The following is a 14,540-nucleotide window of genomic DNA, read 5'->3' on the forward strand; positions in this document are numbered from 1 at the left end:
TAAATTCATAGTCAAATGAAAAAATTAGCAGATATCGGCTTAATCGGGCTCGCTGTAATGGGCGAAAACCTGGTTTTAAACATGGAAAGCAAAGGCTTTACGGTTGCTGTTTACAACCGTACCGTTGAAAAAGTTGACAACTTCATTAACGGTCGTGGTGCCGGTAAGAACTTTATCGGAGCCCACTCAATTGAGGATTTAGTGGCTTCATTGGAAAAACCACGCAAAGTGATGATGTTGGTGAAAGCCGGAAAACCGGTAGACGATTTCATCGAATTGTTGATTCCTCACCTGGAAGCAGGCGACATCATTATCGACGGTGGTAACTCAAATTTCCCGGATTCAATCCGTCGTACAAAATATGTTGAAAGCAAAGGTCTGCTTTTCATCGGAACCGGTGTTTCGGGTGGTGAAGAAGGCGCGCTGAAAGGCCCTTCAATGATGCCTGGTGGTAGCCCTGCTGCATGGCCAGCTGTGAAAAATATCTTCCAGTCGGTTGCTGCAAAAGTTGAAGATGGTTCTCCTTGTTGCGACTGGGTTGGTGAAGATGGTGCCGGTCACTTCGTGAAAATGGTACACAACGGTATCGAGTATGGTGATATGCAAATCATCAACGAAGCTTACCACGTGATGAAAGACTTGTTGGGCTTGAGCGCTGATGAAATGCACGAAGTATTCAAAAAGTGGAATACCGAAGAGCTGGACTCATACCTGACTGAAATTACCCGCGACATTTTGGCTTACAAAGACGAAGACGGCGAGGCATTGGTTGAAAAAATTCTGGACACTGCCGGCCAAAAAGGTACCGGTAAATGGACAGGCGTTACAGCTCTCGACCTGGGCGTTCCTTTGACGTTGATCGGAGAATCCGTATTCTCTCGTTGTCTATCAGCTCAAAAAGACCTGCGTGTTGAAGCTGCAAAAGTAATTAGCGGCCCAACAGCTTCATTCTCGGGCGATAAAACACAATTTATCGAAGACCTGAAAATGGCCCTTTACGGTGCAAAAATCATTTCATACGCGCAAGGTTACAACCTGATGATGGAAGCTGCGAAAGAATTCAAATGGAACCTGAACCTGGGTGGTATCGCCCTGATGTGGCGTGGTGGCTGTATCATTCGTTCGGCTTTCCTCGGCGATATCAAAACAGCCTTCGACAACAATCCGGCTCTGGCCAACCTGTTGCTCGACCCATTCTTCAAAGGAAAAGTAGAAGCTGCACAAGCCGGATGGCGTCGTGTGTGTGCAACCGCACTGAGCAACGGTATTCCTGTTCCTGCGCTGACTTCAGCTTTGTGTTACTTCGATGGTTTCCGTAGCGAACGTCTGCCTGCAAACTTGTTGCAAGCACAACGCGACTACTTCGGAGCACACACCTACGAGCGTGTTGACAAACCACGTGGCCAATTCTTCCACACCAACTGGACTGGTCGTGGCGGTAATACTTCGTCAACTACTTACGACGTATAATTGCTTTAATAATATTTATCGATTGAGGGTTTCACTTTTAGTGAAGCCCTCAATTTTTTTATGGCTTAATGGGAAGCTGAAATTTACCGGGGCTTGCCAACATGCCCTACCGAGGGCTTCACTTGGAGTAAACCCCTCGATAAAACTTTCATTAAAAATATTCGTCGGGTCTTGATCGGTTCAATATTTTAGTTTACTTTGCATTTCAAAGTACTTTATTTAAATTAAGATGAAGACGACAGATCATTACCTGGATGAGATCAAAGAGATCAGAAAAATGATGGAACATTCAACCCGTTTCCTGTCATTAAGTGGACTCTCCGGAATCCTTGTTGGCACCTACGCCCTCATTGGTGCTTTTATCGCCTACAAACTGATCTACATTCCGGGATCGCTCTATTACCGCGAATATTACTCGAACGAAGTTTTGGGTGAGATGCTTTTACTGGCAGCAGCTCTGCTGGTCATATCGTTTATCACCATTGTTTGGCTAACAACTTCAAAAGTGAAACGAAAAGCCGAAAAGTTTTGGTCGGCCGGAACGCGAATGCTGTTGATCAATCTAGCCATCCCATTGGTTACAGGTGGGCTCTTCATCCTGATCTTTCTTTTCAGGGGAGTTTACGCGATTGTAGCGCCAAGCTGCCTCATCTTTTACGGACTAGCCTTGGTAAATGCCGCAAAATACACGCGTCGCGAGATTTTTTTCATGGGCCTTTTGGAGATCATTCTGGGTTTATTTTCAGCACTATTCGCAGGTATGGGATTGCTCTTCTGGGTCATTGGGTTCGGATTGATACACATTCTTTACGGATCAATCATGTATTTTCGCTACGAAAGAAAAACATTACAGGCGTGAAAAATCTATTCCAAAATCTGGATAAGGCGTTCGAGAACAAACTCCGACTGGGAATCATGTCGGTTCTCTACGTCAACCCGTCGGTGTCGTACAACTCGTTAAAGGAGACTTTGGAGGCAACTGACGGGAATTTGGCGAGCCACCTCAAACACCTGGAAAAGTTGAATTACATTTCCGTCTCCAAAAGCTTTATCGACCGCAAACCAAATACCGATTATACAATAACGGGAATTGGGAGAGCTGCCTTCGAGAAACATTTAGCTGCACTGGAAGAAATCATTAAAAACCTATAATTTTTTTATCAACTTACTTTGCATTTCAAAGTACTTTCAAAAACTAAAACCTTATAGCATGAAAACACAACAAATGATCGAAGAAAAAGTCAAGAGCCAAAGCTTCCGAATGAGTGTCAAGCTCATCACAATCGGCGCAATCATCCTGATTCTACTCATCCCAAAAATCATGATTATGGAGCTGATTCGCGACCGGAAATTCACTTCCGTTTCGGCTCAAAATGAAGTGGCCGAATCCTGGTCCAATGCGCAGGTTATCCGGGGCCCGATTCTAACTATTCCTTATGTGGAGAAAATCCTGAACAAGGATGGGGAACTGGTCAAAGAAGAGACGCACAATTATCATTTCCTGCCCAAATCACTGACTGTAAATGGCGAGCTCTTCCCGAAAGAATTAAACCGGAGCATCTACCGAAGTATTGTTTACGAAAGCAAACTGGCTCTCGACGGAAAATTTGAAAAACCGAACTTGGAAGCTGAACACATCGCCCCTGAAAACATTCTTTGGGATCAGGCCCGACTTTCGCTGGCCATTGGCGACCTGCGCGGAATCGCTTCAGAAGTGGAGTTACAATGGAACAGCCAAGCCATTCCCTTTTCACCCGGCATGAATAACAAACTGCTCGGCAGCAACGGCATCTCGTTGCATCTGTCAGCCCAAATGCTGCAGGATTCAATCGCGGGCTTTCACATCGATCTAAACCTGAAAGGCTCGAACAGCATGTCGTTTGCACCGGTCGGAGAAACCACAACTGTGAATTTAAAATCGAGCTGGAACGACCCGGGATTCAATGGTCTGTTTTTACCAGCCGACCGCAACATTACACCTGATGGCTTTACCGCCGACTGGAAAGTACTGAACTACAACCGTGATTTTCCGCAAAGCTGGGTTGATGGCGCCTACGATTTAAAAACGAGTGATTTTGGTGTGACACTAGTCGACATGGCCGACAATTACCAGAAAAACGAACGCAGTGCCAAATACGGGATCATGATTATCCTGATGGTTTTCATTTCCTTCTTTTTAAATGAAATCATTACCAAGCAGCGCGTTCATCCGTTTCAATACATCATGGTTGGCTTCGCCGTTCTAATCTTTTACCTGCTACTCCTCTCCTTCTCCGAACATCTCGGCTTCAACCTGTCGTACCTCATTTCATCCGCTTTGGTCATTCTGATGGTACTCATCTATTCACGCTCATTCCTGGCTAGCTGGCTAAATTCTATCGGATTAACCTCCATTTTAAGCGTAGCATTCCTGTTCATCTTCATTTTGCTTCAACTTGAATCGTTCGCGTTGCTGGTCGGAAGTATCGGACTATTTGTTATTCTCGGAATGACCATGTATGTCACCCGAAAAATTAACTGGTACGAATCCTAAAAAAACAAGCGGGCTTCACAAAAAAATGAAGCCCGCTTTAACTACTACAATTGGATACTACGTCTGTTGCCTACACATTCTTTAAGTTTTTCATTGCGGCTTTGAACGCTACTCCGAGGAAGATGAGAAGAACAGCAAACACAGCGCTATTCTGCGCATCTCCGAAATTACGATGGTCGATGCCAAATACAAATTGCAGCAAAGCAATCACCAAAAATCCGATGCCCGAAATCTGAAATAATTTATAAAGTAAAATCAGCAACCCGCTGATATCATCGCGGCGGCTACTCGGCTCGGGGTTGATAAACTTATCCCGCAAAAAGTTGATGATCAGAATAACGACATAAACGATAATCAGCAGCGTAATGATTCTTAAAAACAGTGCGCTGTGCTGAACCGGAAATACAGAACTCAGATTGAATGTTTGGTTCGGATTCATAAAAGTTTATTGATTTATTTTTGACTGGTTTCTTCTTCATTCAGGTATTTTTCAAGCAGGAGTTTCAAACCAGCATTCGTCATGTGACCTACATTGTCATTGACTAGTTCGCCTTGTCGATCGACCAGCATGTAACGCGGAATACCCGATACATTGAATTGATTGCAAACGGCACTCCACTGTTCGCGGCTAAGGCGAAAATGCTCTCCGGGGATATCAGCCGTTTTCGGGCGCCAGGTCAACGCGGGTGACGACTCGCCCGTGATGTACAAAAACACCACATCTGTGTCCTTCATCTCAGCTTTCAGCGGGCGCATTTGTTGAATTCCCGATGTGCATGGACCGCACCAGGTTGCCCAGAAGTCGACAAAAACCACTTTACCTTCGTAGCGCTTCAGGATCTCGGCAAACAGCTTCTCGTTTTCAACCTCAGGTGCCGAGCGGATGTTGCCAACAGGAAGGGCCTCCAGCGATGCCAGTTGCTCTTCGATTGCCGCATTCATTACATCCAGGTAGTTTTTATAATCTTCCGACTGCACCTGTGTTTTCGCCGCTGCCAATTCCTCCTTTTTTAAAGGGCTCATGTCCCGATAGATTTTACTGCTGACAGCTCTTACTGCCATCAATTCGGTCAACAAACCGGGCTCAATACCATAGTTCGTTTCCATGTAGCTCAGCTGTGCCTGTTCCGATTTCTGTCTGTAAAGTGCCGTACGGATGTCTCCAAATTTAGAATGAAAATCCTTTAATGCTTCTCTATTTTCAGAAACTAAACGAGCATACTCCTGCACTTCTTCGGTTTCTTCCCACTGTTTGGCGGCATTAACCAGTTCCTGCTCTTCAGGCGTTAGCACCACTCCCTGCTCGACTAAATAAGCTTCAACCTGCTTATAGCTGGGGGATTCGGGAGCGTAAACTTTCCGTAGTTCACCATATTCTTTTCGATACTTCGTGTTGAAGGTCACAAACTGGTCTTGATACTGTCCTCGAAAAGAAGAATAGACCGAATCCTCTGTAATCGACTCCATTTGCTTCATGCAGGCGATTGCTTGCTCATCTTCCTCGGTCAACTCTTGCCCGCGGGCACGAAGCGTGTCCACTAACTCAGCAATCGGTACAGTAACCTTGACACTTCGGGCCGCCCGAACTTTTAGGTTACTGAATCCGTTTAGGAACCGATCGTAATAATAGCTGGACGGTGCATACGGATTATTTGCAATCTCATTTGTAATCACATCCGTGAAGTCCATGGGCATTGTATCGCGCACATTCATCGTGTAGTCCTGCATGGTTTCGCCAAAGCTCGCTCCTCTTTTTTCTTTGTAATAGTAGCCCCAGGCCATACTATAGCTCAACAATGTGTACAAAAAGTCGTATTGAGCATCCATCTGGTGCAATTGCCAGGCACGTTTACTCAGCTTTCCATCAGCGTAAAGCTTGTTCAGGTTCTGAAAATCACGTTCCGAAATTTGCTGACAAACTACTTTGTACTGCGCGAATGTTCCACCATGAACAGAATCCATTATCGCAGTACGGTTAAGCTCGCTTATCCGGAACGGTTGAATGATTTCCGAGCTGATGGCTGCACTCTCTCCCATAAACAGGCGGTCTTGTTTTGAATTGCTTAAATCGAACACCTGGAAAAGCTTTTTACCGGGTTCCAGGTAAGGATAAGAGCTAACACCTGAATTGCGAACCACAACCGTATGCGGATAAAGCACCGGAATTTTACATTGAAAGTAACCGGTAGAATCCACCTTTACCTCCAGCTTTTGCTCCCTCCAGTTTGTTAATTGATCGTAACTAACCGTAAACCGATCTGGAGAATAGCGGGGATTGAAACCCAAAATGTAGCCGCAATACTCAGCACTGTCAAGGCTAAACTTTGGTACTTCCAAATCAACATTTCCGTTGCGGGCAACAGCCATCCGGTTAAAGCGGCCCACCACATGTTGCAAGGCCTTTTTATTGGTTCCAAACGCGAGGCCTTTGTCTTCGCACGCCACATAGAGCTGAGCCGTTTCTTCTCCGCTTTTCAGATTCAGCTCAATGCTTTTTCCCTTTTCTTTGATGCTCTCGATTTGCCAAACCCGCTCGCGGTAAACCACCTGTTTGCGTGTAATGGACGCAGCATAAAGTCCCGTCCGCGAGTCGAACCAGTGACCTTCAATTCCATCGGGCAGGGGCGATTTGGATTCGTTTAACTGAATCGCGAAGATTTCCCAAGAACTCTTCGAAATTGCTTCACCAAAATCGATCTCCACAGTCCCGGACGGCAAAAGAGGAAAATAGACATGGTAACTCACTTCACCGCTTTCTCCAAGTGTGTAGCGCTCGCCAAACGGGATACCGTCGGTTTTAGTTGCATACAATAGCTCGGAACTGTCGGGTAATTTGATATAACTTTCCTTTGGAACGCGTATCCATCGGCCTTCTTTTGCCTTGTATTGAAAAGAAAGCACCGTTGCGCTATCGGTTAATTCAATTGATTTCAATTCAAGATTCGGATCATTTTTAAACCCGAACTCGGGGTTCTCAATTTTCTTTTGGGCGACTAATAAGAATGGACTCACCAGAGCCAACAAGAACAGGGTAATTCGTTTCATGTTATATAGCTGTTAGTTTGACTTCCTAAAAAACTTGAATGCTTAAAATCCGTAGCACTCACTCTGCAAACATAATCTGCAAGCCACTAAACACAGCCATTACAATGGGGTGCAAAAGGGTGCATGCCTCTATTTTAACCCAATTTAACACCTCCCAATATTGGAAACCGACAAAACAGCGTTGCCTCTTCCACTCTCGACAGTCATCAAGCTAACCTACATTTTTCAGGTACAAATAAATCTCGGTCGACTCGTTCAAAGCCAACTTATCCCGGATTCGCTTTTTAGCGCTTTTAATGGTGTCTACACTAACATCGCACAGTTTCGCGATCTCGTAATTATTCATATTGAAATACAAGCACATGCAATATTTAAGATCGGTTGGGGTTAGTACTGGTGCGGCCTCTTTTAGGTTATTAATCCAGTCGGGTAAAAGCAAGGTAAATTGTAGCTCAAACTCCATCCAGTTCTTAATTTCCTTTCGCTCAATCATCGCCAATAAGTTCTCAATCCGAATTGATTCATTGTGACGAGTCCGAATATCTTGCATCTGGTTAATTAGCTGTTCGTTTTTATGGTTTGCTTTTTGAAACGATGAAACCAACTCGTCAATCTGCTTTCTAATCGTTCGGTTTTCCGTCAACAGCTTCTTGCGCTTTTGTCTATTTTTTTGAGCAATCCACCAACCGACTACCATTAAAAGCAACACCAACGCTCCAATCAGGATAATAATCAAGATCGCCCGCTGAATGCGTACTTTCAACTTCAGCTTGTCGTTTGCCAGTTTATCGTATTTATAATAAGCTCCCAAAGCCAGAAGCTGAACCTTTTGCATTTGGTTTGCTTTCCGCCTTTCCAGCGAATGCACCCGGTCCTTCATCTTTAGTGCAGCTTCGTAGTCACCGGTCTTCTGGTACAAATAGGCTAGCATCTCAGTGCAATTCAGTTCAGGAACGTATTCTTTCAGCTGCTTAGCCTCCGTGTAGTTTTTCTCATAAAGCTCAATAGCCTCTTCTTCACGCCCGTTTAAACCCAATACACGGCCTAATAAAATATTATGGCGCAGCAACTGCGTAGGGGTTAGTGCGTAGCTATCGTATTTGTGCAAAAGATTGGTGAGGTATCGCTCTCCCTCTACCAAAAATTCCTCCTGAGATAGACAACTAATCACATTCAGTTCATTATTAAATGCCCGCTTCCACTCCTTAGCCTCGGTATACGTATAAACCGATTGTTCATAATAAACTGCTGCGAGCGAATCCGCTTTCATTTGAGAACTTGCATACCCCAGTGCGGCGTAGTACAAACCATCCAATCTGGGGAGATGCAACAATTCTCTTTCTACCGAAATCTGCTTGATCAGCTCATCACGATCAATTTGCAGGTATTTCTCCATCCGCAAAACTCCTAAAGCGGAATAAAACCAAAACAACTTGGATTTCCTGGCGGCAAAATAATTCTCACATTCAAGGTAGCTCTTGGCCGCATAAAAATCCAACTTCATCACCTCGAAACCAAACGCACGAATCAACTGATTGAGATGAAGATGAAACTCATCTTTGTTCTCCAATAATGTTTCTTCAGCTTCAGTCAGCAAGGGAATTGCTTTGTCGTACTTTTCCTGATTATATTGAATAAGTCCTTCAATTGTTTGAATGCGCGCTGCATTGACGGCCGAAACCGAACTCGTGTCAAGCAGGCTCAGCAGGCTGGTCAAACTATCAGCCTCCAATAAGAGCATTTCTTCTTCAATATTGGTCAGTTGCACGTCCAGTTCATCAGCCACTGACCGATTCTCACGGCAACTCAATATTGTTAGACAAAGCCCCAGTGCCAGGATGAATCCAACATATCTCTTCTGATTAAAAAACTGGGATTTCAACGAAGCCATTCTGCCTACAGTAAATAAATTGAACCTGAAATTCCAACATAATCGAATGGCTCGAACATTCGAGTATCATTCTTAATTAAAAGTGTTTTAGATAAATTAAATCCGAAATACGGACAAAAAAGGAGAGTAGCTTGATTCGATTTCATCTTGAATAGTTAGTAGATTAGTAGTATAGAAATTGATATTATAAAAGTAACCATTTTGTTTGTGAAATAATCCTAAACTATGTTTACAACACAAAAAAGCATGATATCCTGCTCCCCCGCCTAACATTCCCTTTACAAAAAACAGTTTATCGATCCGTGCCGCTCTTAGCGTCGGTCTTTTGCATACTTTCGCGGCAAAAACCACACGATATGATCATCCGGGAACGCAAAAACTGGTGGCGAATGCTCTTTATCTGGCAAGGTTCGGTACTGCCGAAAATTATGCCAAGACTGATTATCCTCGCCATCTTCTCCATCATCATCTATTTGTTTCACGGCTCACTGTTCTCGTACAAGGTCACCCTCAACCCAACCGCTTTTACATTGATTGGTGTGGCACTGGCTATTTTCCTGGGCTTTTGCAATACCGCTGCCTACGACCGGTATTGGGAGGGTCGCAAACTTTGGGGAGCGCTGGTTAACGACACGCGAAGCTTTATTCGCCAGGTAATGACCTACGTCAAGGATCATCCGAACGAGGGGATTCACACCCAAGACGCCGTCAACCTGACCATTGCCTACACCTATGCGCTGAACCACCAGCTCCGGAATACCGATGCCATGCCCGAAATGAAAAGATTGCTTACTGACACGTATTGCAATCAGCTGGAGCAGATCCGTTTCAAACCGGTGCTCTTGCTGAAATATCTCGGAGATTGGGTTAATGCAGCCGAAAAAAAAGGAAAGATTGATACTATCACAAAAATGGGGATCGACCAAAACCTCGACAAACTTTCGGAAATAGTCGGCGGCTGCGAACGTATTGCCAACACCCCGATTCCTTTCCCTTACCATGTGCTGCTGCATCGCACGGTCTACATTTATTGTTTTCTGCTCCCCTTTGGCTTGGTCGATACCATTGGCTGGATGACGCCGATTATGGTCACTTTTATTGGTTATACGTTTATGGCACTCGATGCCATTGTAGACGAAATTGCCGAACCCTTTGGCACCGAACCCAACGATTTAGCATTAAACAGCCTGTGCGAAACCGTCGAATATTCCCTGCGAGAAATGGCCGGCTTAGAAGTTGCCGAACTAACAAAAAAAGAAAAGAAATACGCCCTAAATTGATAAATTCTAAGGCGTGAAAAGTCGTAACATAGCCTTTCGTGAATTCTTCGACTATCTGCTTCGCTAACAATTCCTTTACACACGAAATATTTTTATCGGACTTGTAACTCCGAATCTAAATTTCACCTATTTTCGCCGCAAATTGTAATCCTGACAAACAGACCTGATAAAGCTGATCGTTTTGAGGTTATTCGCATGAATTTGACATTGAAAATTGCACGTTTATTATTGTTGGACCGCCGGTATTTCCCGGTTGCCCAGTTGTTCCTGAGTCTGAGCCTGATGTTCGGTACCTGGATTGTTTATCTGCCGTCAATCACCCAAAAGTTGGGAATGAATGAAGGACAGCTCGGCATTGCCCTGTTTGGCGCTGCTGTTGGTTCGCTCATTTCCATTTGGATTGGCAACAAGCTGGTGCGCCGCATCGGCGAAGGAAGACTGTCGCTACTCAGTGTTCTGAGCATGACATTTTTTATTTTCAGCTACTTTTTAGCACAAAGCTTTGTTCAGCTTACCGCGCTGATGTTCCTGTTTGGTTTGACCAGCGGTATGTTGCAAATCGGTCTGAATACTGTGGTTTCAACTGTTGAACGTCGCGACCAGATTGCGATCATGTCATCGTGCCACGCCTGGTTTAGCCTGGGCGGTTTGCTGGCTGCCGGTTTCGGTACCCTGCTCATGCTGGCTTTAAAGAATCCATTGCTCCACATCAGTATTGCGGCAGTGATGGTTATTATTTTACAAATTTTCAGTTACCGGAAATATCTCTCGTTAAATAATTCAATCGATAACGATACGACTGCCAAACAACCGCAGAATCTGAAGAACCCGCAATTGTGGGCACTCGCCATTGTTGCCGTAACAGCTATGGTGTCGGAAGGCGCTATTGCCGACTGGAGCGGACTGTACCTGCGCGACATCACCCATGCCTCCAATTCACAACTGGGGCTTGGCTATGCCGGGTTCTCGCTGGCCATGACCCTTGGACGTTTCTCTGGCGACTATTTCTCGAACCGATTGGGCCCCTGGCAAATTTTGCTGAACGGCTTCCTGATCAGCGTCATCGGCTTGCTTTTCGTTTTCGTTGGCAGCACGCTGGCATCTTTGTTCGGGTTCGCCATGGTGGGTGCAGGCTTTTCAATCCTGGTACCCGAAGCTTACCGCCTGGCAACAAAAGTCGACGGAGTATCTCCTGCATCCGGAATTGCCTTTATGGCCGGATCAGCCTACCTTGGCTTCCTCGGTGGACCGGTGCTAATCGGTAGCATCGCCAAACATGCCGGTTTGAAGGTTGGTTTTGTCTTCGTACTTTTCCTTGTCATTATGGGATTGGCGTCTGCATTCCTTCTGAAATTAAAAAACGGAAATTCACCACTTTTACATATTTTCCGCTTCAAGCTGAAAAAGTCAGCTTAATGTCGGTTTTTACCGAATTCCAGATCAATAAATGAATGACAATCCGTTCATTTATTGATTTTTGACAGGGACTAATTCCTGTAAAAACGTAAATTTGCAACCTCTAGTCCGCGCATTCAAAAAATTAATTGTAGTTTTGCGCAATTTTTTAACACAAAAAGCTGGCATATCATGGCAAAATACTCGAATGAAGTTTCAAGAACCTTTAGTGAATACCTGCTTATCCCTGGTCTGACCGACAAAAACTGCAACCCGTCAAACGTTTCATTGAAAGCTCCGCTTGTGGCCTATAAAAAAGGACAAAAGCCGGCGTTGGAATTGAATATCCCGTTTGTTTCGGCGATCATGCAGTCTGTTTCGGATCACAACATGGCGATCGCATTGGCACGCAACGGCGGACTTTCATTCATTTTCGGCTCTCAGGCAATCGATACTCAGGCAGAAATGGTGCGTAAAGTGAAGAAGTTTAAAGCTGGTTTTGTTGAAAGCGACTCAAACCTGACTCCTTCTCACACACTGAAAGATGTATTGGAAATGAAAGCCAGAACCGGCCACGGTAATATTGCAATTACTGAAGACGGAAAATCGAACAGCAAGTTGCTGGGTATTGTTACCAGCCGTGACTATCGCCCAAGCCGAGACTCGCTGGACAAAAAAATTGAGGAATTTATGACTCCGTTCGACAAACTGATCACCGGAAAACTGGGGATCAGCCTGAACGAAGCCAACGATATTATTTGGGATCACAAGCTGAACAGCTTGCCTATTGTGGACGAAAATCAACGTTTCCACTTCTTCGTATTCCGTAAGGACTACGAAAGCCACAAAAATCACCCGAACGAATTACACGATTCAAACAAAAAGCTGCTTGTAGGCGCCGGTATTAACAGCCGCGATTACCGGGAGCGTGTCCCTGCCCTGGTTGAAGCCGGTGCAGATGTATTGTGTGTTGACTCATCGGACGGTTTCTCGGAATGGCAAAAAGACACTGTAGAATGGGTGAAAAAAGAATACGCAGGTAAGGTGTACATCGGAGCCGGCAACGTTGTTGACCGCGAAGGCTTCCTGTATTTGGCCGAAGCTGGTGCCGACTTCATCAAAGTTGGTATTGGCGGTGGATCAATCTGTATTACCCGCGAACAAAAAGGTATTGGCCGTGGCCAGGCAACTGCGGTTATTGAAGTAGCTGCAGCCCGCGACGAGTATTACGAAAAAACAGGTATCTACATCCCTATCTGTTCGGATGGTGGTATCGTTCAGGATTACCACATGGTATTGGCTCTGGCAATGGGTGCCGACTTCCTGATGATGGGCCGCTATTTCGCCCGTTTCGACGAAAGCCCGACACGTAAAATGATGGTGAACAACCGCTACGTGAAAGAATACTGGGGTGAAGGTTCGAACCGTGCCCGCAACTGGCAGCGTTACGACATGGGCGGTAGCGAAAACCTGAAATTCGAAGAAGGTGTTGACAGCTACGTTCCTTACGCCGGTAAATTGAAAGACAACCTGGATATTACTTTGGGTAAAATTAAATCGACCATGTGCAGCTGCGGAACAATCAGCATTCCTGATTTGAAAGAAAATGCTAAAATCACGCTGGTATCAGCAACAAGTATTGTTGAAGGTGGTGCACACGACGTGATTTTGAAAGACGCAAACATGTAATCCGAGAGGATCAAAATACAGAGAGCCGGACATTGTTCCGGCTTTTTTTTTGAAGGTCACTTTTCATACTCGTCAGGCAACATAGTATTTCTCTTCAACTTTCGATCAATGCAGATATTTTGTCCTACCGGACGGGTTTTCATTTTTGTACTCCTGCCCGGCCGGTCAGACGGGGACACAAAAACGAAACAAAAAAGTCCTGGCTGATTTTTATCTTCAGGGGTCAACTTCTGAAAGCTAAGTTCAGCCGGGTGATCTCCTCCTATCGTCGGAGCTTCCCGGTTTCTCTATGCTTCCAGTTCGCCTCCCACCATCGATAAAAAGTACGCCTAAGTTGCATCGAGCATACCTATTCATTTATCCGAAACAATTGTAAATGTTGGCTATTTTCATCCATCATGTCGATTACCGCAATCAACAATGTTTTTCGGTACCCTGCAGAAAATAAAAAAAGCTGAAGTCTCAGCCTGAGACGACAGCTTTTTACAATAACCCAATTTTCATAATCTATTTCCCTAATGAAACATACTTCAAAAATTCGTCGCGTCTTTCCGTATTTTTAAACGCGCCACAGTACTCGGCTGTGACTGTTGAACTACTCTCATCTTCAATCCCCCTAGACGAAACACACATGTGTTTAGCATCAATAACAACGGCCACATCTTCTGTGTTTAACAGCGTCTTCAGTTCGTTGGCAATTTGAACGGTAAGCCTTTCCTGAACCTGCGGACGGCGTGCAAAATAATCGACGATACGATTGATTTTCGACAAGCCAATCACCTCGCCATTGGCAATATAAGCCACGTGCGCTTTTCCCATAATCGGCAGGAAATGGTGCTCACAAGTCGAATTCAGGTTGATATTCCGCTCAACAAGCATTTCGCCGTAATTAAATTTATTTTCAAAAACCGAGATCTTCGGCTTATTCTGTGGATTCAAACCGTTGAAAATTTCCTGAACATACATTTTTGCCACGCGACGCGGCGTGCCACTTAAACTATCATCTGTCAGATCAAGCCCAAGTGTTTCCATAATATCGCGGAAACGATCCTCGATGATCGCCATCTTCTCTTCGTCGCTCTTTTCAAATGCATCGGCTCTCATCGGTGTGTCGATCGATGTTCCAATGTGGTTGTCGCCAATCAGTTCAATGGCAGATCCATTTTTTACGAGGGGTATATTTTGATGCCCGTTTTGTTTCGCCGGGCTCGTTTTTACAAATCCATTTACCTTCATA

At 44.9% G+C, this 14,540-nt stretch carries 11 protein-coding genes; 7 read left to right on the forward strand and 4 right to left on the reverse strand.

Annotated elements, in window-relative coordinates:
* The first annotated feature begins 15 nt into the window (after nt 1–15).
* From gnd to creD, 4 genes are all read left to right on the forward strand, one after another.
* Entirely contained in the window at nt 16–1,470 is a 1,455-nt protein-coding gene (gnd, locus tag BC643_RS18080; RefSeq protein WP_120274667.1) for a decarboxylating NADP(+)-dependent phosphogluconate dehydrogenase, read from the forward strand.
* Between the two features lie 229 nt (nt 1,471–1,699).
* On the forward strand, nt 1,700–2,329 hold the full coding sequence (locus BC643_RS18085; RefSeq protein WP_120274668.1) for a hypothetical protein: 630 nt from the start codon (nt 1,700–1,702) through the stop codon (nt 2,327–2,329).
* Nucleotides 2,326–2,622 (forward strand): winged helix-turn-helix domain-containing protein, encoded by a 297-nt coding sequence (locus BC643_RS18090; RefSeq protein ID WP_120274669.1) that lies wholly within the window; start codon nt 2,326–2,328, stop codon nt 2,620–2,622. The genes BC643_RS18085 and BC643_RS18090 overlap by 4 nt, the downstream gene beginning before the upstream one ends.
* A 58-nt stretch (nt 2,623–2,680) precedes the next feature.
* A complete protein-coding gene (gene creD / locus BC643_RS18095; protein WP_120274670.1) occupies nt 2,681–4,003 on the forward strand; it encodes a cell envelope integrity protein CreD in 1,323 nt (440 codons plus the stop codon).
* Between the two features lie 70 nt (nt 4,004–4,073).
* On the opposite strand, the gene BC643_RS18100 is transcribed toward creD, so the two are convergent.
* From BC643_RS18100 to BC643_RS18110, 3 genes are all read right to left on the reverse strand, one after another.
* On the reverse strand, nt 4,074–4,442 hold the full coding sequence (locus BC643_RS18100) for a hypothetical protein (protein WP_120274671.1): 369 nt from the start codon (nt 4,440–4,442) through the stop codon (nt 4,074–4,076).
* A 14-nt stretch (nt 4,443–4,456) separates the two neighbouring features.
* Entirely contained in the window at nt 4,457–7,048 is a 2,592-nt protein-coding gene (locus BC643_RS18105) for a TlpA family protein disulfide reductase (protein WP_120274672.1), read from the reverse strand.
* A 211-nt stretch (nt 7,049–7,259) separates the two neighbouring features.
* Nucleotides 7,260–8,939, reverse strand: coding sequence for a transcriptional regulator (locus tag BC643_RS18110; protein ID WP_120274673.1), 1,680 nt, complete (start codon nt 8,937–8,939; stop codon nt 7,260–7,262).
* Between the two features lie 356 nt (nt 8,940–9,295).
* Here BC643_RS18110 and BC643_RS18115 point away from each other — a divergent pair, with 356 nt between their 5' ends.
* The 3 genes from BC643_RS18115 to BC643_RS18125 all read left to right on the forward strand — a co-directional run bounded on the left by BC643_RS18115 (nt 9,296) and on the right by BC643_RS18125 (nt 13,303).
* The gene (locus BC643_RS18115; protein ID WP_120274674.1) at nt 9,296–10,219 is read left to right on the forward strand and encodes a bestrophin family protein; all 924 of its coding nucleotides are present in this window, start codon (nt 9,296–9,298) and stop codon (nt 10,217–10,219) included.
* A gap of 195 nt (nt 10,220–10,414) precedes the next feature.
* A complete protein-coding gene (locus BC643_RS18120) occupies nt 10,415–11,635 on the forward strand; it encodes an MFS transporter (protein WP_120274675.1) in 1,221 nt (406 codons plus the stop codon).
* Nucleotides 11,636–11,806: 171 nt separating this feature from the next.
* Nucleotides 11,807–13,303, forward strand: a complete 1,497-nt coding sequence (locus BC643_RS18125) for an IMP dehydrogenase (protein WP_120274676.1) — start codon at nt 11,807–11,809, stop codon at nt 13,301–13,303.
* A 507-nt stretch (nt 13,304–13,810) separates the two neighbouring features.
* On the opposite strand, the gene folE is transcribed toward BC643_RS18125, so the two are convergent.
* The gene (gene folE, locus BC643_RS18130) at nt 13,811–14,539 is read right to left on the reverse strand and encodes a GTP cyclohydrolase I FolE (RefSeq protein WP_120274677.1); all 729 of its coding nucleotides are present in this window, start codon (nt 14,537–14,539) and stop codon (nt 13,811–13,813) included.
* Nucleotide 14,540 lies beyond the last annotated feature (1 nt).

The organism is Mangrovibacterium diazotrophicum, from assembly GCF_003610535.1.
Classification (GTDB): Bacteria; Bacteroidota; Bacteroidia; order Bacteroidales; family Prolixibacteraceae; genus Mangrovibacterium; species Mangrovibacterium diazotrophicum.

Excerpts from the sequence above, each read along its gene's own strand:
- BC643_RS18110 (WP_120274673.1), bottom strand. The coding sequence starts at position 8,939 with ATGGCTTCGTTGAAATCCCAGTTTTTTAATCAGAAGAGATATGTTGGA.
- BC643_RS18125 (WP_120274676.1), top strand. The coding sequence starts at position 11,807 with ATGGCAAAATACTCGAATGAAGTTTCAAGAACCTTTAGTGAATACCTG.
- BC643_RS18085 (WP_120274668.1), top strand. The coding sequence starts at position 1,700 with ATGAAGACGACAGATCATTACCTGGATGAGATCAAAGAGATCAGAAAA.
- BC643_RS18100 (WP_120274671.1), bottom strand. The coding sequence starts at position 4,442 with ATGAATCCGAACCAAACATTCAATCTGAGTTCTGTATTTCCGGTTCAG.
- folE (WP_120274677.1), bottom strand. The coding sequence starts at position 14,539 with ATGAAGGTAAATGGATTTGTAAAAACGAGCCCGGCGAAACAAAACGGG.
- BC643_RS18105 (WP_120274672.1), bottom strand. The coding sequence starts at position 7,048 with ATGAAACGAATTACCCTGTTCTTGTTGGCTCTGGTGAGTCCATTCTTA.
- BC643_RS18120 (WP_120274675.1), top strand. The coding sequence starts at position 10,415 with ATGAATTTGACATTGAAAATTGCACGTTTATTATTGTTGGACCGCCGG.
- BC643_RS18115 (WP_120274674.1), top strand. The coding sequence starts at position 9,296 with ATGATCATCCGGGAACGCAAAAACTGGTGGCGAATGCTCTTTATCTGG.
- gnd (WP_120274667.1), top strand. The coding sequence starts at position 16 with ATGAAAAAATTAGCAGATATCGGCTTAATCGGGCTCGCTGTAATGGGC.
- creD (WP_120274670.1), top strand. The coding sequence starts at position 2,681 with ATGAAAACACAACAAATGATCGAAGAAAAAGTCAAGAGCCAAAGCTTC.